This window comes from Caballeronia sp. KNU42, from assembly GCF_053760385.1.
On record NZ_CM132388.1, the window covers coordinates 2,556,760 to 2,576,667 of the forward strand.

The 19,908-nt window shown below is 56.3% G+C and carries 9 protein-coding genes, 6 tRNA genes and 3 rRNA genes; all 18 read right to left on the bottom strand.

Features of this window, described 5'->3' with window-relative positions; all coding sequences use genetic code 11:
- Positions 1-190: 190 nt before the first annotated feature.
- The 18 genes from rpoC to ACSOSP_RS11605 all read right to left on the bottom strand — a co-directional run bounded on the left by rpoC (position 191) and on the right by ACSOSP_RS11605 (position 19,698).
- Complete coding sequence (rpoC, locus tag ACSOSP_RS11520; RefSeq protein WP_089166628.1) at positions 191-4,438, bottom strand: DNA-directed RNA polymerase subunit beta'; 4,248 nt, start codon at positions 4,436-4,438, stop codon at positions 191-193.
- A 21-nt stretch (positions 4,439-4,459) separates the two neighbouring features.
- Positions 4,460-8,566 (bottom strand): DNA-directed RNA polymerase subunit beta, encoded by a 4,107-nt coding sequence (rpoB, locus tag ACSOSP_RS11525; RefSeq protein ID WP_031361591.1) that lies wholly within the window; start codon positions 8,564-8,566, stop codon positions 4,460-4,462.
- A 366-nt stretch (positions 8,567-8,932) separates the two neighbouring features.
- On the bottom strand, positions 8,933-9,301 hold the full coding sequence (rplL, locus tag ACSOSP_RS11530) for a 50S ribosomal protein L7/L12 (RefSeq protein WP_062092985.1): 369 nt from the start codon (positions 9,299-9,301) through the stop codon (positions 8,933-8,935).
- Between the two features lie 75 nt (positions 9,302-9,376).
- On the bottom strand, positions 9,377-9,907 hold the full coding sequence (rplJ, locus tag ACSOSP_RS11535) for a 50S ribosomal protein L10 (protein ID WP_051888606.1): 531 nt from the start codon (positions 9,905-9,907) through the stop codon (positions 9,377-9,379).
- Between the two features lie 298 nt (positions 9,908-10,205).
- Positions 10,206-10,901 (bottom strand): 50S ribosomal protein L1, encoded by a 696-nt coding sequence (gene rplA / locus ACSOSP_RS11540; RefSeq protein ID WP_062092984.1) that lies wholly within the window; start codon positions 10,899-10,901, stop codon positions 10,206-10,208.
- Positions 10,902-11,333, bottom strand: a complete 432-nt coding sequence (rplK, locus tag ACSOSP_RS11545) for a 50S ribosomal protein L11 (protein WP_414952767.1) — start codon at positions 11,331-11,333, stop codon at positions 10,902-10,904.
- Positions 11,334-11,489: 156 nt separating this feature from the next.
- Entirely contained in the window at positions 11,490-12,047 is a 558-nt protein-coding gene (nusG, locus tag ACSOSP_RS11550) for a transcription termination/antitermination protein NusG (RefSeq protein ID WP_031361596.1), read from the bottom strand.
- A 1-nt stretch (position 12,048) separates the two neighbouring features.
- Entirely contained in the window at positions 12,049-12,429 is a 381-nt protein-coding gene (secE, locus tag ACSOSP_RS11555) for a preprotein translocase subunit SecE (protein ID WP_031361597.1), read from the bottom strand.
- Between the two features lie 34 nt (positions 12,430-12,463).
- Positions 12,464-12,539 (bottom strand) — tRNA-Trp (locus ACSOSP_RS11560).
- Positions 12,540-12,613: 74 nt separating this feature from the next.
- A complete protein-coding gene (gene tuf / locus ACSOSP_RS11565; RefSeq protein WP_455306715.1) occupies positions 12,614-13,804 on the bottom strand; it encodes an elongation factor Tu in 1,191 nt (396 codons plus the stop codon).
- Between the two features lie 66 nt (positions 13,805-13,870).
- Positions 13,871-13,945: transfer RNA gene (locus ACSOSP_RS11570), tRNA-Thr, on the bottom strand.
- Between the two features lie 12 nt (positions 13,946-13,957).
- Positions 13,958-14,031 (bottom strand) — tRNA-Gly (locus ACSOSP_RS11575).
- A 36-nt stretch (positions 14,032-14,067) separates the two neighbouring features.
- Positions 14,068-14,153: transfer RNA gene (locus ACSOSP_RS11580), tRNA-Tyr, on the bottom strand.
- A 162-nt stretch (positions 14,154-14,315) separates the two neighbouring features.
- Positions 14,316-14,428: ribosomal RNA gene (rrf, locus tag ACSOSP_RS11585) — 5S ribosomal RNA — on the bottom strand.
- 232 nt (positions 14,429-14,660) lie between these two features.
- Positions 14,661-17,541 (bottom strand): 23S ribosomal RNA (locus ACSOSP_RS11590).
- Between the two features lie 323 nt (positions 17,542-17,864).
- Positions 17,865-17,940, bottom strand: a tRNA-Ala gene (locus tag ACSOSP_RS11595).
- Positions 17,941-18,018: 78 nt separating this feature from the next.
- Positions 18,019-18,095, bottom strand: a tRNA-Ile gene (locus ACSOSP_RS11600).
- A 70-nt stretch (positions 18,096-18,165) separates the two neighbouring features.
- Positions 18,166-19,698 (bottom strand): 16S ribosomal RNA (locus ACSOSP_RS11605).
- The 16S, 23S and 5S rRNA genes sit together here with 5 tRNA genes alongside, the layout of an rRNA operon.
- Between the last annotated feature and the right edge of the window lie 210 nt (positions 19,699-19,908).

A 19,908-nucleotide genomic window follows, 5' to 3' on the forward strand; every position in this document is an offset into this window, starting at 1 on the left:
GAAAGACGGAGTGCGCCAGAGCGTGAGTGCCCCGATTTTACCAACGACCGCGCCGCAAGACCGCCGTATGACTCAACGTTAGCCAATCGATAGAGCAAAAAAAAGCCGCCCGATTTTACCTGGGCGGCTTCTCGTACTAGCAGATCGGTTGTGAAAGCCCGAACCTGTAAAAAGGCCCGGACTCCAGAACTTACTCCGCCGGATGCTGCTGTTCTGCAGGTGCGACAGGTGCGGCTTCAGGCGTACCGAAATCGAACGATTCTTCCGCTGCAATCTGGTCGAAGCGTTGACGATCCGACAACTCGCGGCTCTTGCGTGCCTTGTGGAACGCGAGACCCGTACCGGCCGGAATCAGACGGCCGACGATCACGTTTTCCTTCAGACCGCGCAAATCGTCGCGCTTGCCCATGATGGCCGCTTCGGTCAACACGCGCGTCGTTTCCTGGAACGAAGCTGCCGAGATGAACGAATCGGTCGAGAGCGATGCCTTCGTAATACCCAGCAGCACGTTCTCGTAAGTTGCGGGGATCTTGTCTTCCGCAGCCATCCGGTCGTTCTCGTCCAGCATGTCCGAACGCTCAACCTGTTCGCCCATGATGAAACGCGTATCTCCGTTGTCGACGATCTGCACGCGGCGCAACATCTGACGCACGATCACTTCGATGTGCTTGTCGTTGATCTTCACGCCTTGCAGACGGTACACGTCCTGCACTTCGTCCACGATGTAACGAGCCAACGCTTCGATACCCTGCAAACGCAGGATGTCGTGCGGGTCCGCCGGGCCATCAACGATCATTTCGCCCTTGTTGACGACCTGACCATCATGCACCAGCACCTGCTTTTCCTTCGTGATCAGGAACTCATGCTGTTCCCCTTCCACGTCGGTAATAACGAGACGCTGCTTGCCCTTCGTGTCCTTACCAAACGACGTCGTACCCGTGACTTCCGCCAGGATGCCGGCGTCCTTCGGCGAGCGCGCTTCGAACAGTTCGGCCACACGCGGCAGACCACCAGTAATGTCACGCGTTTTCTGCGCTTCAACCGGGATACGTGCCAGCACTTCACCGACCTGCACTTGCTGACCGTCCTTCACGGTGATCAGTGCGCCGACCTGGAAGCCGATCTGCACCGAATGCTCGGTGTTCGGGATCTTGACTTCTTCGCCTTGCGCATCGAGCAGCTTCACTTGCGGACGAACACTCTTCGCCGCTTGCGAACCGCGACGCTTCACGTCGATCACGACGAGCGTTGACAGCCCCGTCACATCGTCGATCTGCTTCGCAACCGTCACGCCTTCTTCGACGTTTTCGAACTTCACCGTACCGCCCCACTCGGTGATGATCGGACGCGTCAACGGATCCCATTGAGCCAGTTGTGCACCAGCCTTGATCTGCGCGCCGTCCAGTTGCAGCAACGTTGCGCCGTACGGGATTTTGTGACGTTCGCGCTCACGACCGAGGTCGTCGGCAATGATCGCCTCGCCCGAACGCGAGATGACGATCTGTTCGCCCTTCGCATTCGTGACGTAACGCATCGTTGCCGTGAAACGCACCGTACCGTTGCTCTTCGCTTCCACCGACGAAGCGATAGCCGCACGCGACGCCGCGCCACCGATGTGGAACGTACGCATGGTCAGCTGCGTGCCCGGTTCGCCGATCGACTGAGCAGCGATAACCCCCACCGCTTCGCCGACGTTCACGCGCGAACCACGACCCAGGTCGCGGCCATAGCACGAAGCGCACAGGCCGTAACGCGTTTCGCAGGTCAACGGCGTGCGCACGCGCACTTCGTCGATACCCAGGCGTTCGATTTCATCGACCATGTCTTCGTCGAGCAACGTACCCGATTCATACAGCGTTTCCTGCGATTCCGGATTGACGACGTCCGCCACCGTCACGCGGCCGAGAATCCGGTCACGCAAGGCTTCGACAACTTCACCGCCTTCAACCAACGCCTTCATTGCAACGCCGTTCGTCGTGCCGCAATCGTCTTCGACCACGACCAAGTCCTGCGTCACGTCAACGAGACGACGCGTCAGGTAACCCGAGTTCGCCGTCTTCAACGCCGTATCGGCCAGGCCTTTACGTGCGCCGTGCGTCGAGATGAAGTACTGCAACACGTTCAAGCCTTCACGGAAGTTCGCCGTGATAGGCGTCTCGATAATCGAGCCGTCCGGCTTCGCCATCAGGCCACGCATACCGGCCAGCTGACGAATCTGAACAGCGGATCCACGAGCACCCGAATCGGCCATCATGTAGATCGAGTTGAACGATTCCTGCTTCGTCTGATTACCGTCGCGGTCGACCACGGGTTCCGTAGCCAACTGCTCCATCATCGCCTTGCCGACCGCTTCCGACGTTGCCGACCAGATGTCGACCACGTTGTTGTAGCGCTCTTGCGACGTGACGAGACCCGACATGTACTGACGGTCGTATTCCTTCACCTTCTTGGCAGCATCGCCGACGATCTGTTCTTTCTGCGGCGGCACGAGCATGTCGTCGACGCAAATCGAAATACCGGCGCGCGTAGCCAGACGGAAACCCATCTGCATCAGCTGGTCGGCGAAGATCACCGTTTCGCGCAGACCGCACTTGCGGAATGCCGTGTTGATCAGGCGCGAAATTTCCTTCTTCTTAAGCGGTCGGTTCAGCACCGAGAACGGCAGTCCTGGCGGCAGAATTTCCGAAAGAATGGAACGGCCAACGGTGGTTGCGTACAGCGTGATCTTCGGCACGAACTTCGGTGCGCCTTCGCTTTGATCCGGGTTGTGAATGTTTTCCGTAATCCGGACATTCACGCGGGACGCCAGCTCGACTTCCTTGTTTTCGTACGCGCGGATCGCTTCCGACACGCCCGTGAACGTCATGCCTTCGCCCTTGCCATTCACCGCTTCACGCGATGCATAGTAAAGACCCAGCACGATATCCTGCGACGGCACGATCGACGGATCGCCGTTGGCCGGGAACAGGACGTTGTTCGACGCCAGCATCAGCGTGCGCGCTTCCATCTGCGCTTCGAGCGACAGCGGCACGTGAACGGCCATCTGGTCACCGTCGAAGTCGGCGTTAAACGCCGCGCAAACGAGCGGATGCAGTTGAATAGCCTTACCTTCGATCAGCACCGGCTCGAAAGCCTGAATGCCAAGACGGTGAAGCGTAGGCGCGCGGTTCAGCATCACCGGATGTTCGCGGATCACTTCTTCCAGAATGTCCCACACAACAGCTGTCTGATTCTCGACTTCCTTCTTCGCGGCCTTGATGGTGGTAGCAACACCCATCACTTCCAGCTTGTTGAAGATGAAAGGCTTGAACAGTTCCAGCGCCATCAGCTTCGGCAGACCGCACTGATGCAGCTTAAGCGTCGGGCCCACCACGATCACCGAACGACCCGAATAGTCAACGCGCTTACCGAGCAAGTTCTGACGGAAACGGCCGCCCTTACCCTTGATCATGTCAGCGAGCGACTTCAGCGGACGCTTGTTCGCGCCGGTCATTGCCTTACCGCGACGACCGTTATCAAGCAGCGAATCGACAGCTTCCTGCAGCATCCGCTTTTCGTTGCGGACGATGATTTCAGGCGCCTTCAACTCGAGCAGACGCTTCAACCGGTTATTACGGTTGATCACGCGACGATACAAGTCGTTCAGGTCGGACGTAGCGAAACGGCCGCCGTCCAGCGGCACGAGCGGACGCAGTTCCGGCGGCAGCACCGGCAGCACTTCCAGCACCATCCAGTCCGGCTTGATGCCCGAACGCTGGAATGCCTCGAGCACTTTCAGGCGCTTCGCGTACTTCTTGATCTTCGCTTCCGAACCCGTGTTCTTGAGTTCGGTGCGCAGCACTTCGACCTGTTCGTCGATGTTGATCGCGCGCAGCAGTTCACGCACGCCTTCCGCGCCCATCTCGGCACGGAATTCGTCGCCGTATTCTTCGACCTTATTGTAGTAATCCTCTTCCGTCATGATCTGCCGCGCTTTCAGCGGCGTCATACCCGGTTCGATCACCACGTACGCTTCGAAATACAGCACGCGTTCGATGTCGCGCAGCGTCATGTCGAGCACCATGCCCAGACGCGACGGCAGCGACTTCAAGAACCAGATGTGCGCAACCGGCGAGGCCAGTTCAATGTGGCCCATCCGTTCGCGACGCACCTTGGCGAGCGTCACTTCAACGCCGCACTTTTCGCAGATCACACCGCGGTGCTTCAGGCGCTTGTACTTGCCGCACAGGCACTCGTAGTCCTTGATCGGGCCAAAGATCTTGGCGCAGAACAGGCCATCGCGTTCCGGCTTGAATGTCCGGTAGTTGATGGTTTCAGGCTTCTTCACTTCGCCGAAGGACCACGAACGGATCTTGTCCGGCGAGGCCAGACCGATCTTGATCGCGTCAAAAACTTCAGGTTGTTGGACTTGCTTGAATAGATCGAGCAGAGCTTTCATTGCGTCTCTCCAGTAGTCCGATTAGTTCCGGTCCAGGTCGATGTCGATACCGAGCGACCGGATTTCCTTCACCAACACATTGAACGACTCAGGCATGCCGGCGTCGATCACGTGGTCACCCTTGACCAGGTTTTCATACACCTTGGTACGACCCGCCACGTCATCCGACTTAACAGTCAGCATTTCTTGCAGCACGTACGAAGCGCCATATGCTTCGAGCGCCCACACTTCCATCTCACCGAAACGCTGGCCACCGAACTGCGCCTTACCACCCAGCGGCTGCTGCGTGACGAGCGAGTACGGGCCGGTCGAACGGGCGTGCATCTTGTCGTCGACCAAGTGATGCAGCTTCAGATAATGCATGTAGCCCACTGTGACCGTCCGTTCGAACGGTTCACCCGTGCGGCCGTCGCTCAACTGCACCTGATTCTTCGACTTCGTCATGCCCAACTGCTTCGCGATGTCGTCAGGGAACGCCAGATCCAGCGCACGTTCCATTTCGCCTTCCGTCGCGCCGTCGAACACCGGCGTTGCGAACGGAACACCTTCGCGCAGGTTCTTCGCCAGTTCGACGATTTCGTCGTCGGTGAAGTTGTCCAGCTCTTCCTTACGGCCCGACTCGTTGTAGATCTTGGTCAGGAACGCACGCAGCTCTTCAATCTTGGTCTGACGCTGCAGCATTTCGCCGATACGCCATCCCAGACCCTTCGCGGCCCAGCCCAGATGCACTTCGAGAATCTGACCCACGTTCATCCGGGACGGCACGCCGAGCGGATTCAGCACGACGTCGGCAGGGCGGCCATCGGCCATGTACGGCATGTCTTCGATCGGCACGATCTTCGACACAACACCCTTGTTACCGTGACGGCCGGCCATCTTGTCGCCCGGTTGCAGACGACGCTTAACAGCCAGGTACACCTTGACCATCTTCAGCACGCCCGGCGGCAGTTCGTCGCCTTGCGTCAGCTTCTTGCGCTTTTCTTCGAACGCCAGATCGAACTGGTGACGCTTTTGTTCGATCGAGTCCTTGATGGCTTCGAGCTGCGCCGCTGCTTCTTCGTCCGCGAGGCGGATGTCGAACCAGTGGTAGTGATCCAGATCTTCCAGGTACGGCAGGTCGATCTTCGTGCCCTTCGCCAACTTCTTCGGACCGCCGTTCGCGACCTTGCCGTTGAGCATACGGGCGAGACGCGAGAACGCGTCACCTTCCACAATGCGCAGCTGGTCGTTCAAGTCCAGGCGATAACGCTTCAGTTCGTCATCAATAATCTGCTGTGCACGCTTGTCACGCGTAATGCCTTCGCGCGTGAACACTTGCACGTCGATCACCGTGCCGCTCATGCCCGAGGGCACGCGCAGCGACGTATCCTTCACATCCGACGCCTTCTCACCGAAAATGGCGCGCAGCAGCTTTTCTTCCGGCGTCAGCTGGGTTTCGCCCTTCGGCGTGACCTTGCCGACCAGCACGTCGCCCGCTTCAACTTCAGCGCCGATGTACACAATGCCCGACTCATCGAGACGGCCGAGTTGCACTTCAGCCAGGTTCGAGATGTCGCGCGTGATTTCTTCCGGTCCGAGCTTCGTGTCACGTGCGACCACATTCAGTTCTTCGATGTGGATCGACGTGTAACGGTCTTCAGCAACCACCTTCTCCGAGATCAGGATCGAATCTTCGAAGTTGTAGCCGTTCCACGGCATGAACGCGACGAGCATGTTCTGGCCGAGCGCGAGCTCGCCCAGATCGGTCGATGCGCCGTCGGCCACGACGTCGCCACGACCAACCTTATCGCCGACCTTCACGATCGGGCGCTGGTTAATGTTCGTGTTCTGGTTCGAACGCGTGTACTTGATCAGGTTGTAGATGTCGACACCGACTTCGCCGGCAACCGCTTCATCGTCGTTCACGCGAATCACGATACGGCCAGCATCGACGTAATCGACGATACCGCCGCGTTCCGCCTGAACCGTCGTACCCGAGTCAACTGCCACCGTACGTTCAATACCCGTGCCGACCACGGCCTTTTCAGGACGCAGGCAAGGCACAGCCTGACGCTGCATGTTCGAGCCCATCAATGCGCGGTTCGCGTCATCGTGTTCAAGGAACGGAATCAGCGAAGCAGCCACGGACACGATCTGCGACGGCGCCACGTCCATGTACTGGATGCGGTCCGGCGTGACCATCAGCGTTTCGCCCGCTTCACGCGACGAAACCAGCTCGTCGGTCAGCGTGCCGCCTTCGCCCAGCGACGCGTTCGCCTGAGCGATCACATAGCGGCCTTCTTCAATCGCCGACAGATAGTCGATCTGATCCGTCACCTTGCTGTCGACCACTTTCCGATACGGCGTCTCGAGGAAACCGTATTCGTTCAAGTGCGCGTACAGCGCCAGCGAGTTGATCAGCCCGATGTTCGGACCTTCCGGCGTTTCAATCGGGCACACACGGCCGTAGTGGGTCGGGTGCACGTCGCGAACTTCAAAGCCTGCGCGTTCACGGGTCAAACCGCCCGGTCCAAGAGCCGATACACGGCGCTTGTGGGTAATTTCCGACAACGGATTCGTCTGGTCCATAAACTGCGACAACTGCGACGAACCGAAGAACTCGCGAATCGCCGACGAAATCGGCTTCGAGTTGATCAGGTCGTGCGGCATCAGGTTTTCGCTTTCAGCCTGACCCAGACGTTCCTTCACAGCCCGTTCCACGCGCACGAGGCCTGCGCGGAACTGGTTCTCGGCCAACTCACCTACGCAACGCACACGACGATTGCCCAAGTGATCGATGTCATCGACTTCGCCCTTGCCGTTACGCAGCTCGACCAAAATCTTGATGGTCGCGAGGATGTCGTCGTCTTCCAGCGTCATCTTGCCGACGATCTCGTCGCGGCCCACCCGACGATTGAACTTCATACGACCCACCTTCGACAGGTCGTATGCGTCTTCGCTGTAGAACAGACGGTTGAACAGCGCTTCAACGGCTTCTTCCGTCGGCGGTTCGCCCGGACGCATCATGCGATAGATCGCGATACGTGCAGCCATGCGGTCAGCGGTTTCATCGATACGCAGCGTCGACGAAATGTACGGACCTTGATCCAGGTCGTTCGTGTAGAGCGTCTGGATGTCCTTGACCTTCGACTCGCGCAGCTTCTCGAGCACCATTTCGGTGATCTCGTCGTTGGCGTTCGCGATCACTTCACCCGTTTCGCCGTCGACCACATTCTTTGCCAGCACGCGGCCGAGCAAATAGTCTTCCGGTACCGAGATGAACTTCGTCTTTGCCGCTTCGAGGTCGCGAATGTGCTTCGCGTTGATCCGCTTGTCCTTCTGGACGATGACGGCGCCTTCGCGATCCTGGATGTCGAAGCGCGCGACTTCACCGCGCAGGCGCTCCGGCACGAATTCCATTTGCGCGCCTTCGCCCATCAAGGCGAAGTTATCGAATACGAAGAAGTTCGCGAGGATCTGTTCCGGCGTCAGGCCGATGGCCTTCAGCAGGATTGTCACAGGCATTTTCCGGCGACGGTCGACGCGGAAATACAGCACGTCCTTCGGATCGAATTCGAAGTCGAGCCACGAACCACGGTAAGGGATGATACGAGCCGAGAAAAGCAGCTTGCCCGAGCTGTGCGTCTTGCCCTTGTCGTGCTCGAAGAACACGCCAGGCGAACGGTGCAGCTGGGACACGATCACGCGTTCCGTACCGTTGATGACGAACGAACCGGTCGGCGTCATGAGCGGCATTTCGCCCATGTAGACTTCCTGTTCCTTCACTTCCTTGACGACCGGCTTGCTCGGCGATTCCTTGTCGAGCAGCACGAGGCGCACCTTGGCACGCAAGGCGGAGCAGTACGTCAGGCCACGCTGCTGGCATTCCTTGATGTTGAACGCCGGCGGCGAGAGCATGTAGCTGACGAATTCGAGACGCGCAAAACCATTGTGCGAAACGATCGGGAACACCGATGAAAATGCTGCTTGCAGTCCTTCTGCCTTGCGCTGAGTCCCGATGGTCTCGGCTTGCAGAAATGTGCTGAATGATTCAAGCTGGGTTGCCAGCAAGAAGGGAACCTGGTGAACGATGGGGCGTTTCGCGAAACTCTTGCGAATACGCTTCTTCTCGGTGAAGGAATATTGCATACGATCTCCGAATCACGGCGGGCGTTGCCGAGGCGGGATACCTCGATGACACGACCCGGTGTTCACCGACTGAGACTCGTCATACGTCCAGGGAGGGACGACGAGCCTAGAAGCTTGGTGGTTGGCCGCTACCAACCGCTGGCTGACGGCAGCGGATGCCTATGTTTCCCGCTACCCGACCAAACTTGCCTTCTGCAGTCGCTTCAGAAGACAAAGAAAAGAATCGGCAAGATTGCCTGACCGATGTTTTTCTTTGGCTTCTATGAGGTTCTTGTTGCCGAAACCGGCGACTTAAAACATTGTCCCCACAAAGCAGAAAAAGGCCGGCGGTCATAGACCGCCAGCCTTAGCAGAGCGCCGCGAAACTTACTTGATTTCAGCCTTCGCGCCTGCTTCTTCCAGCTTCTTCTTCGCTTCTTCAGCAGCAGCCTTCGGTACCGATTCCTTCACAGGCTTCGGTGCACCGTCAACCAGGTCCTTCGCTTCCTTCAGGCCGAGACCCGTCAGTTCACGAACAGCCTTAATCACCGACACCTTGTTTGCGCCGATTTCGACCAGGTTCACCGTGAACTCGGTCTGCTCTTCAACAACAGCAGCAGCACCAGCGGGGCCGGCAACTGCAACTGCTGCAGCCGACACGCCAAACTTCTCTTCGAACGCCTTGACCAACTCGTTCAATTCCAGAACCGACATCGAGCTTACTGCTTCGAGGATGTCATCTTTTGCGATTGCCATTTGAAATACTCCTAAATTGAATTCGGATACAGCCAGCGATCTTGTAAGCCTAACCAGGCAACCAAGCGCAGTACGTTAAGCAGCAACTTCCGGCTCAGCTTCAGCCGGAGCTTCAGCGCCGCCACCCTTTTGCGCAGCGAGCGCGGCCAGAGCGCGCGCGAAGCCGGCAACAGGAGCTTGCATGACGTACAACAGCTTGGAGAGCAGTTCTTCGCGGCTCGGGATGTTGGCGAGTGCTTGCACAGCCGCCTTGTCCATCACGTTGCCTTCGTAGGAACCGGCCTTGATGATCAACTTGTCATTGGTTTTGCCGAAGTCGTTAACGACCTTGGCAGCAGCAATGGCATCTTCCGAGATGCCGTAGATCAAAGGACCAGTCATCTGCTCGGCCAGCGCAGCGAACGGCGTACCTTCCACGGCGCGACGCGCCAACGTGTTTTTCAACACGCGGAGATACACTTGTTGCTCGCGAGCCCTTGCGCGCAGCTTGGTCAGATCGCCAACCGCAATTCCACGATACTCAGCGAGCACCATCGTCTGAGCCTTCGCGACTTGCGCGGCGACTTCAGCGACAACTGCCTGCTTGTCTTCTTTGTTCAGTGGCACGGTTAAACCTCCAGATTCGATGCGCCAACTTAGCGCACCGCGTTCAACAACGGCGTCCGACCTGTCAGGAGTATTTCGACCGGCTAGTGCGCATCTCACGACACGCGACAACCGACTTCAACCACACCAAAACTGTTACGGGTTCGCCATCTGCGTTGGCTTACATTAAGGTCACGCCCAACTACTGCGCTTCCGCCAACGGTCTTTGACAACCGGTTGCTCGCCAACTTCAGCTCACAACCGCCCAAAGCCCTTAACACTGGCTAACACGAGATCGCGTCAGCCAATGCATGATTCTTTACTGCGAGAGCGTGGAGTGATCCACACGCACGCCGACACCCATGGTGCTCGACAATGCGATCTTGCGCAGATACACGCCCTTGCTGGTCGCCGGCTTAGCCTTTTGAAGCGCTTCCACCAGTGCCGACAGATTCTGACGCAACGACGCCGGCTCAAACGAAGCACGGCCGATGGTTGCGTGGATGATCCCGCCCTTGTCGACGCGGAACTGCACCTGACCAGCCTTTGCGTTGCGAACAGCTTGAGCAACGTCAGCGGTAACCGTACCGACCTTCGGGTTCGGCATCAGGCCGCGCGGACCGAGAATCTGACCGAGCGTACCGACAACGCGCATTGTGTCCGGCGAAGCGATCACAACGTCGAAGTTCAGGTTACCGGCCTTGACTTGTTCAGCCAGGTCTTCCATACCGACGATTTCTGCGCCGGCTGCACGAGCCTGCTCAGCCTTTTCGCCTTGCGCAAACACAGCAACGCGAACCGACTTGCCGGTGCCTGCGGGCAACACCACCGAACCGCGAACCACTTGGTCCGACTTCTTCGCGTCGATGCCGAGTTGCACAGCTACGTCGATGGATTCGTCGAACTTCGCGCTTGCGCACTCTTTGACGAGCGAAAGAGCGTCGTCGACGGGATACAGCTTCATACGATCGACCTTGGAGGCGAACGCTTGAAGACGCTTAGAAAGCTTAGCCATTTACACGCCCTCCACGGTGATGCCCATCGAACGGGCGCTGCCGGCGATCGTACGGACCGCTGCGTCCAGATTCGCTGCCGTCAGGTCAGGCATCTTGGTCTTTGCGATTTCTTCAGCTTGAGCGCGCGTGATGTTACCGACCTTGTCAGCATTCGGCTTCGGCGAACCCTTCTGGATACCTGCTGCCTTCTTGATTAGAACGGTAGCCGGCGGCGTCTTCATGATGAACGTGAAGCTCTTGTCCGCGAATGCCGTAATAACCACTGGCACCGGCAGACCCGGCTCCATCGCTTGAGTCTGCGCGTTAAACGCCTTGCAGAACTCCATGATGTTCAGGCCGCGCTGGCCCAGTGCCGGACCAACCGGCGGTGACGGATTGGCTTTACCTGCAGGAATCTGCAGTTTGATAAAGCCGATGATTTTCTTTGCCATGTTGAAAACCTCTGCAGAACGCGTTAGCGTTCGGTGAGTGATAACGCGCGCTCGCCAAAAACGGCTACTGACGCTCCTCAACAGCCATAACGCGGACTGTAAGCGCGAACCGCGCTACGAAGTTGACACTTCGAGCGCGGCGAAAAACGAATGCTTTTAAACCTTCTCGACCTGACCGAATTCCAATTCAACCGGGGTCGAGCGCCCAAAAATGGTGACGGATACACGAACGCGCGATTTCTCGTAGTTCACTTCCTCAACGTTGCCGTTGAAGTCCGTGAATGGGCCGTCCTTGACCCGAACCATCTCGCCCACTTCGAAGAGCGTTTTCGGACGCGGTTTTTCCACGCCTTCTTGCATCTGCGACATGATCTTTTCCACTTCACGCGGAGAGATCGGGCTCGGACGATTACGCGCCCCGCCAACAAAACCCGTCACCTTGGCGGTATTTTTTACCAAGTGCCATGTTTCGTCCGTCATTTCCATTTCAACGAGCACATAGCCCGGAAAGAAACGACGCTCTGTTACAGACTTGTGGCCGCCCTTCACTTCCACGACTTCTTCGGTCGGGACGAGGATTTGACCAAACTGATCCTGCATGCCGGCGCGGTCGATGCGCTCCTGAAGCGCACGTTGCACGCTCTTCTCCATGCCGGAGTAGGCGTGCACGACGTACCAACGTTTTCCGCTCGGTGATGCCGGTGCTTCGCTCATATCATCTCCAACCCAGAATTACCGAGAATATCACCCACTCAATCGACTTATCGCTAAGCCACAAGAAGATTGCCATGATCAGCACAAATGCGAAGACCACCAGCGTGGTTTGCGTGGCTTCCTTACGCGTCGGCCACACCACTTTGCGGACTTCTTTGTACGAATCTTTGGCGAAGGCGATAAAACCCTTTCCCGGTGCGGAGAGAAGACCGACCGCAACACCCGCGATCAAGCCGACAGCCAGCGCGGCGCCGCGAACGTACCACTCCTGGCCACCCAGCCAGAAGAAACCTACGAACCCGGCCAAGACCAACAATACGCCCGCGGTCAACATCAACTTGTCGCCGGAAGTATTTACAGTTTCGACGGAAGGATTCGCCATAACACCTTAAGCAGCGCCCGGAGACGCAAGATTGTGGCAGGGGCAGAGGGAATCGAACCCCCAACCTTCGGTTTTGGAGACCGACGCTCTGCCAGTTGAGCTATACCCCTAAACCATTTGGGGTCAGCAATTTCGCTAACCCCGAAAACTACAGACCGCCGAGCAATTTCTGGCGTTGCTCGACTTACGCGAGAACCTTGGCCACGACACCAGCGCCGACGGTACGACCGCCTTCACGGATAGCGAAGCGCAGACCTTCTTCCATCGCGATCGGAGCGATCAGCTTCACCGTGATCGACACGTTGTCGCCCGGCATGACCATTTCCTTGTCCTTCGGCAACTCGATCGAACCCGTTACGTCCGTCGTACGGAAGTAGAACTGCGGGCGATAGTTGTTGAAGAACGGTGTGTGACGGCCGCCTTCGTCCTTGCTCAACACATACACTTCAGCCGTGAAGTGCGTGTGCGGCGTGATCGAACCCGGCTTGGCCAACACTTGACCACGCTCCACGTCTTCACGCTTCGTGCCGCGCAGCAAAATACCCACGTTGTCGCCCGCTTGACCTTGGTCCAGCAGCTTGCGGAACATTTCCACGCCCGTGCACGTCGTCTTCACCGTCGGCTTGATGCCGATGATTTCGATTTCTTCGCCAACCTTCACCACACCGCGCTCGATACGACCCGTCACCACCGTGCCGCGACCCGAGATCGAGAACACGTCTTCCACCGGCATCAGGAACGAACCGTCGATTGCGCGCTCCGGCGTCGGGATGTACGTGTCCAGTGCGTCGGCCAGGCTCATGATCGCCACTTCGCCCAGCTCGCCCGTGTCGCCTTCCAGCGCCAGCTTGGCCGAACCCTTGATGATCGGCGTTTCGTCGCCCGGGAAGTCATACTTCACCAGAAGCTCACGCACTTCCATTTCAACCAGTTCCAGCAACTCGGCGTCGTCCACCATGTCGCACTTGTTCAGGAACACGATGATGTACGGCACGCCAACCTGGCGAGCCAACAGGATGTGCTCACGCGTTTGCGGCATCGGGCCGTCAGCGGCCGAACACACCAGGATCGCGCCGTCCATCTGCGCTGCACCCGTAATCATGTTCTTCACATAGTCGGCGTGTCCCGGGCAGTCAACGTGCGCGTAGTGACGCGCTGCCGTTTCGTACTCGACGTGGGCCGTGTTGATCGTAATGCCACGCGCCTTTTCTTCCGGCGCCGCATCGATCTGGTCATACGCCTTCGCTTCGCCGCCGAACTTCTTCGACAACACCGTCGCGATGGCTGCCGTCAGCGTGGTCTTGCCATGGTCGACGTGACCAATCGTGCCTACGTTGACGTGCGGCTTGGTCCGTTCGAATTTACCTTTTGCCATTTTCGACTCCTAACAGGAATTTTTCCGTACCTTGCGCCGCGCGCAAACAGTGTGGACTAGTGTTGCTGGTGCCCATGAGCAGGATCGAACTGCTGACCTCTCCCTTACCAAGGGAGTGCTCTACCACTGAGCCACATGGGCGGACCTTGATGCTGGAGCGGGTGAAGGGAATCGAACCCTCGTCATAAGCTTGGAAGGCTTCTGCTCTACCATTGAGCTACACCCGCTTGGGTCTAACGATTCCCGACGCTTGCTACATGTTCTGGTGGAGGAGGCTGGATTCGAACCAGCGTAGGCGTAAGCCAACAGATTTACAGTCTGCCCCCTTTAGCCACTCGGGCACCCCTCCGCAGAGAACTGACGATTATGGGGGAACAACACTGCTGTGTCAAGCTTTCAGCGCGCTCACCATAATCGATGTCTCTCACTTATAGGTGTTACGAAACGCAAAAACCCCACCTTTGCGGGGTGGGGTTTTTGTTTAGCTGCGGTGGCTTGCAGCGCATAAGGAGCCTGACGATTACCTACTTTCACACGGGTATCCGCACTATCATTGGCGTGGAGTCGTTTCACGGTCCTGTTCGGGATGGGAAGGGGTGGTACCAACTCGCTATGGTCATCAGGCATGAGGGGGTGTTGTAGCGCTTGAGGGCGCTACAACCAATCTGGGGAAGAAGTAGTCGAGAGTGTCTCTCGTTATTACTGGTGTTGCTTTGGGTTGTGTTTGTTACTAGGCACAACATGATCTCAACCTTGGCGTGTGTGAGCCTTTCGCTCATCAAGACCCCGCGCTTCGCGCGGGATGGGGCATCCATAAGTGCTAAAGCACTAACGGCTGCCGACACACACTGGTTATAGGATCAAGCCTTACGGGCAATTAGTATCAGTTAGCTTAATGCATTACTGCACTTCCACACCTGACCTATCAACGTCCTGGTCTAGAACGACCCTTCAAGGAGCTCGAAGCTCCAGGGATATCTCATCTCAAGGCGAGTTTCCCGCTTAGATGCTTTCAGCGGTTATCTCTTCCGAACATAGCTACCCGGCGATGCCACTGGCGTGACAACCGGTACACCAGAGGTTCGTCCACTCCGGTCCTCTCGTACTAGGAGCAGCCCCCTTCAAATATCCAACGCCCACGGCAGATAGGGACCAAACTGTCTCACGACGTTTTAAACCCAGCTCACGTACCTCTTTAAATGGCGAACAGCCATACCCTTGGGACCGGCTACAGCCCCAGGATGAGATGAGCCGACATCGAGGTGCCAAACACCGCCGTCGATATGAACTCTTGGGCGGTATCAGCCTGTTATCCCCAGAGTACCTTTTATCCGTTGAGCGATGGCCCTTCCATACAGAACCACCGGATCACTATGACCTGCTTTCGCACCTGCTCGACTTGTCGGTCTCGCAGTTAAGCACGCTTATGCCATTGCACTATCAGCACGATTTCCGACCGTACCTAGCGTACCTTCGTACTCCTCCGTTACACTTTGGGAGGAGACCGCCCCAGTCAAACTGCCTACCATGCACTGTCCCCGATCCGGATCACGGACCAAGGTTAGAACCTCAAACAAACCAGGGTGGTATTTCAAGGACGGCTCCACCGAAACTAGCGTTCCGGTTTCATAGCCTCCCACCTATCCTACACAGATCGGTTCAAAGTCCAATGCAAAGCTACAGTAAAGGTTCATGGGGTCTTTCCGTCTAGCCGCGGGGAGATTGCATCATCACAAACACTTCAACTTCGCTGAGTCTCGGGAGGAGACAGTGTGGCCATCGTTACGCCATTCGTGCAGGTCGGAACTTACCCGACAAGGAATTTCGCTACCTTAGGACCGTTATAGTTACGGCCGCCGTTTACCGGGACTTCAATCAAGAGCTTGCACCCCATCATTTAATCTTCCGGCACCGGGCAGGCGTCACACCCTATACGTCCACTTTCGTGTTTGCAGAGTGCTGTGTTTTTATTAAACAGTCGCAGCCACCAGTTTATTGCAACCCCTTCACCCTTTGCGCGCAGGCGCATCAAGCTACAGGGGCGTACCTTATCCCGAAGTTACGGTACCAATTTGCCGAGTTCCTTCTCCCGAGTTCTCTCAAGCGCCTTAGAATACTCATCTCGCCCACCTGTGTCGGTTTGCGGTACGGTCTTGTTAAACTGAAGCTTAGAGGCTTTTCTTGGAACCACTTCCGATTGCTTCTTCGCCTAAGCGAATGGCCTCACACCCTTGAATTCCGCGCCCGGATTTGCCTAAGCGCCTTCTCCAATGCAAGGACCGGGACTTCCAACACCCGGACAACCTTCCGCGATCCGTCCCCCCATCGCATTTAACAATGGTGCAGGAATATTAACCTGCTTCCCATCAGCTACGCATTTCTGCCTCGCCTTAGGGGCCGACTCACCCTACGCCGATGAACGTTGCGTAGGAAACCTTGGGCTTACGGCGAGGGGGCTTTTCACCCCCTTTATCGCTACTCATGTCAGCATTCGCACTTCCGATACCTCCAGCACACTTTTCAATGCACCTTCACAGGCTTACGGAACGCTCTCCTACCATGCGAGATAAATCTCGCATCCGCAGCTTCGGTATATTGCTTAGCCCCGTTACATCTTCCGCGCAGGACGACTCGATCAGTGAGCTATTACGCTTTCTTTAAAGGGTGGCTGCTTCTAAGCCAACCTCCTGACTGTTTTAGCCTTCCCACTTCGTTTCCCACTTAGCAATATTTGGGGACCTTAGCTGGCGGTCTGGGTTGTTTCCCTCTTGACACCGGACGTTAGCACCCGATGTCTGTCTCCCGTGATTGCACTCTTCGGTATTCGGAGTTTGCTATGGCGTAGTAATCCGCAATGGACCCCACAACCATGACAGTGCTCTACCCCCGAAGGTGATACACGAGGCACTACCTAAATAGTTTTCGGAGAGAACCAGCTATTTCCAAGTTTGTTTAGCCTTTCACCCCTATCCACAGCTCATCCCCTAATTTTTCAACATTAGTGGGTTCGGTCCTCCAGTACGTGTTACCGCACCTTCAACCTGGCCATGGATAGATCACTTGGTTTCGGGTCTACGCCCAGCAACTGAACGCCCTATTCGGACTCGCTTTCGCTACGCCTGCCTTAATCAGTTAAGCTTGCTACTGAACGTAAGTCGCTGACCCATTATACAAAAGGTACGCCGTCACCCCTTGCGAGGCTCCGACTGTTTGTATGCATGCGGTTTCAGGATCTATTTCACTCCCCTCCCGGGGTTCTTTTCGCCTTTCCCTCACGGTACTGGTTCACTATCGGTCGATCACGAGTATTTAGCCTTGGAGGATGGTCCCCCCATCTTCAGACAGGATTTCACGTGTCCCGCCCTACTTGTCGTACACCTAGTTCCACACATCCGCTTTCGCCTACAGGGCTATCACCTGCTATGGCCACACTTTCCAGAGTGTTCGGCTAACGGTCGTGCTAAAGAGTACAGGCTGATCCCATTTCGCTCGCCACTACTTTGGGAATCTCGGTTGATTTCTTTTCCTGCGGTTACTTAGATGTTTCAGTTCACCGCGTTCGCTTCACGTAACCTATGTATTCAGTTACGGATGACCCAGAAGGGCCGGGTTTCCCCATTCGGACATCGACGGATCAAAGCTCGTTTGCCAGCTCCCCGTCGCTTTTCGCAGGCTACCGCGTCCTTCATCGCCTGTGATCGCCAAGGCATCCACCACATGCACTTGTTCGCTTGACCCTATAACGAGTGTGTCTCTCCAAACACCACCCAGGTTGCCCCGGACCGTGTTTTTCTTCACCCCGCTATAGGTTGAGTATTCGTGTTGCGCCGTATTCCAAAGCGATCTTTCGATCACCTTTTCATACATTGATACAATCACAACCCTGATCAATCTACTCACACCCATCTCTAAGTGCTTTCACATTGACCTTTACTACTTCTTCCAGATTGTTAAAGAACGACAGCATCATTTAAAGCGCCATGCCTTAAATGATTTACTGACTGGCTCAATCGCCAATGCGTAATCACTCTCTTTACAAAGAATGCTATGCATTGATGATTGGTGGAGGATGACGGGATCGAACCGACGACCCCCTGCTTGCAAAGCAGGTGCTCTCCCAGCTGAGCTAATCCCCCAGTACCTTGATGCTGAAGGGTCCGTAATTCCTCTTTTATGACGCTTAACGCATTCGTTAATCATCACTCAAGGAATCATGGTGGGTCTGGTTGGATTCGAACCAACGACCCCCGCCTTATCAAGACGGTGCTCTAACCAACTGAGCTACAGACCCTTAGCCTGTCTTCTTACAGCCGATAAGCGTGAGCGCTTTAGCACTTCACTTTAATACGTTTGAGCTCGAGAAAGGAGGTGATCCAGCCGCACCTTCCGATACGGCTACCTTGTTACGACTTCACCCCAGTCATGAATCCTACCGTGGTGACCGTCCTCCTTGCGGTTAGACTAGCCACTTCTGGTAAAACCCACTCCCATGGTGTGACGGGCGGTGTGTACAAGACCCGGGAACGTATTCACCGCGGCATGCTGATCCGCGATTACTAGCGATTCCAGCTTCACGTAGTCGAGTTGCAGACTACGATCCGGACTACGATCGGTTTTCTGGGATTAGCTCCCCCTCACGGGTTGGCAGCCCTCTGTTCCGACCATTGTATGACGTGTGAAGCCCTACCCATAAGGGCCATGAGGACTTGACGTCATCCCCACCTTCCTCCGGTTTGTCACCGGCAGTCTCCTTAGAGTGCTCTTGCGTAGCAACTAAGGACAAGGGTTGCGCTCGTTGCGGGACTTAACCCAACATCTCACGACACGAGCTGACGACAGCCATGCAGCACCTGTGTATCGGTTCTCTTTCGAGCACCCCCACCTTTCAGCAGGGTTCCGACCATGTCAAGGGTAGGTAAGGTTTTTCGCGTTGCATCGAATTAATCCACATCATCCACCGCTTGTGCGGGTCCCCGTCAATTCCTTTGAGTTTTAATCTTGCGACCGTACTCCCCAGGCGGTCAACTTCACGCGTTAGCTACGTTACTAAGTCAATGAAGACCCAACAACTAGTTGACATCGTTTAGGGCGTGGACTACCAGGGTATCTAATCCTGTTTGCTCCCCACGCTTTCGTGCATGAGCGTCAGTATTGGCCCAGGGGGCTGCCTTCGCCATCGGTATTCCTCCACATCTCTACGCATTTCACTGCTACACGTGGAATTCTACCCCCCTCTGCCATACTCTAGCTCGCCAGTCACAAATGCAGTTCCCAGGTTAAGCCCGGGGATTTCACATCTGTCTTAACGAACCGCCTGCGCACGCTTTACGCCCAGTAATTCCGATTAACGCTCGCACCCTACGTATTACCGCGGCTGCTGGCACGTAGTTAGCCGGTGCTTATTCTTCCGGTACCGTCATCCCCCCACTGTATTAGAGCGAAGGTTTTCTTTCCGGACAAAAGTGCTTTACAACCCGAAGGCCTTCTTCACACACGCGGCATTGCTGGATCAGGGTTTCCCCCATTGTCCAAAATTCCCCACTGCTGCCTCCCGTAGGAGTCTGGGCCGTGTCTCAGTCCCAGTGTGGCTGGTCGTCCTCTCAGACCAGCTACAGATCGTCGCCTTGGTAGGCCTTTACCCCACCAACTAGCTAATCTGCCATCGGCCGCCCCTATAGCGCGAGGTCCCGAAGGATCCCCCGCTTTCTTCCGTAGATCGTATGCGGTATTAATCCGGCTTTCGCCGGGCTATCCCCCACTACAGGACACGTTCCGATGTATTACTCACCCGTTCGCCACTCGCCACCAGGGTTGCCCCCGTGCTGCCGTTCGACTTGCATGTGTAAGGCATGCCGCCAGCGTTCAATCTGAGCCAGGATCAAACTCTTCAGTTCAATGCCTGTTACTGTTTTCTATTCTTGCGAATAGGTCGCTCACTCAACGTACTGACAAGTTCCTCCCATCTTTCCTTTGACAGAAAGACGCTCAAAACCTACCTTAATACTAGTGTGAGACTTGATACTTTCGCTTCACGGCAGCACTTCCCGAGTTACCCCGGAAAACACCACCACGCTTTAAAGCAAAACACCAAGCGCCCACACTTA

Excerpts from the sequence above, each read along its gene's own strand:
- rplK (WP_414952767.1), bottom strand. The coding sequence starts at position 11,333 with ATGGCAAAGAAAATCATCGGCTTTATCAAACTGCAGATTCCTGCAGGT.
- rpoC (WP_089166628.1), bottom strand. The coding sequence starts at position 4,438 with ATGAAAGCTCTGCTCGATCTATTCAAGCAAGTCCAACAACCTGAAGTT.
- nusG (WP_031361596.1), bottom strand. The coding sequence starts at position 12,047 with ATGAGCGAAGCACCGGCATCACCGAGCGGAAAACGTTGGTACGTCGTG.
- rplA (WP_062092984.1), bottom strand. The coding sequence starts at position 10,901 with ATGGCTAAGCTTTCTAAGCGTCTTCAAGCGTTCGCCTCCAAGGTCGAT.
- tuf (WP_455306715.1), bottom strand. The coding sequence starts at position 13,804 with ATGGCAAAAGGTAAATTCGAACGGACCAAGCCGCACGTCAACGTAGGC.
- secE (WP_031361597.1), bottom strand. The coding sequence starts at position 12,429 with ATGGCGAATCCTTCCGTCGAAACTGTAAATACTTCCGGCGACAAGTTG.
- rplL (WP_062092985.1), bottom strand. The coding sequence starts at position 9,301 with ATGGCAATCGCAAAAGATGACATCCTCGAAGCAGTAAGCTCGATGTCG.
- rpoB (WP_031361591.1), bottom strand. The coding sequence starts at position 8,566 with ATGCAATATTCCTTCACCGAGAAGAAGCGTATTCGCAAGAGTTTCGCG.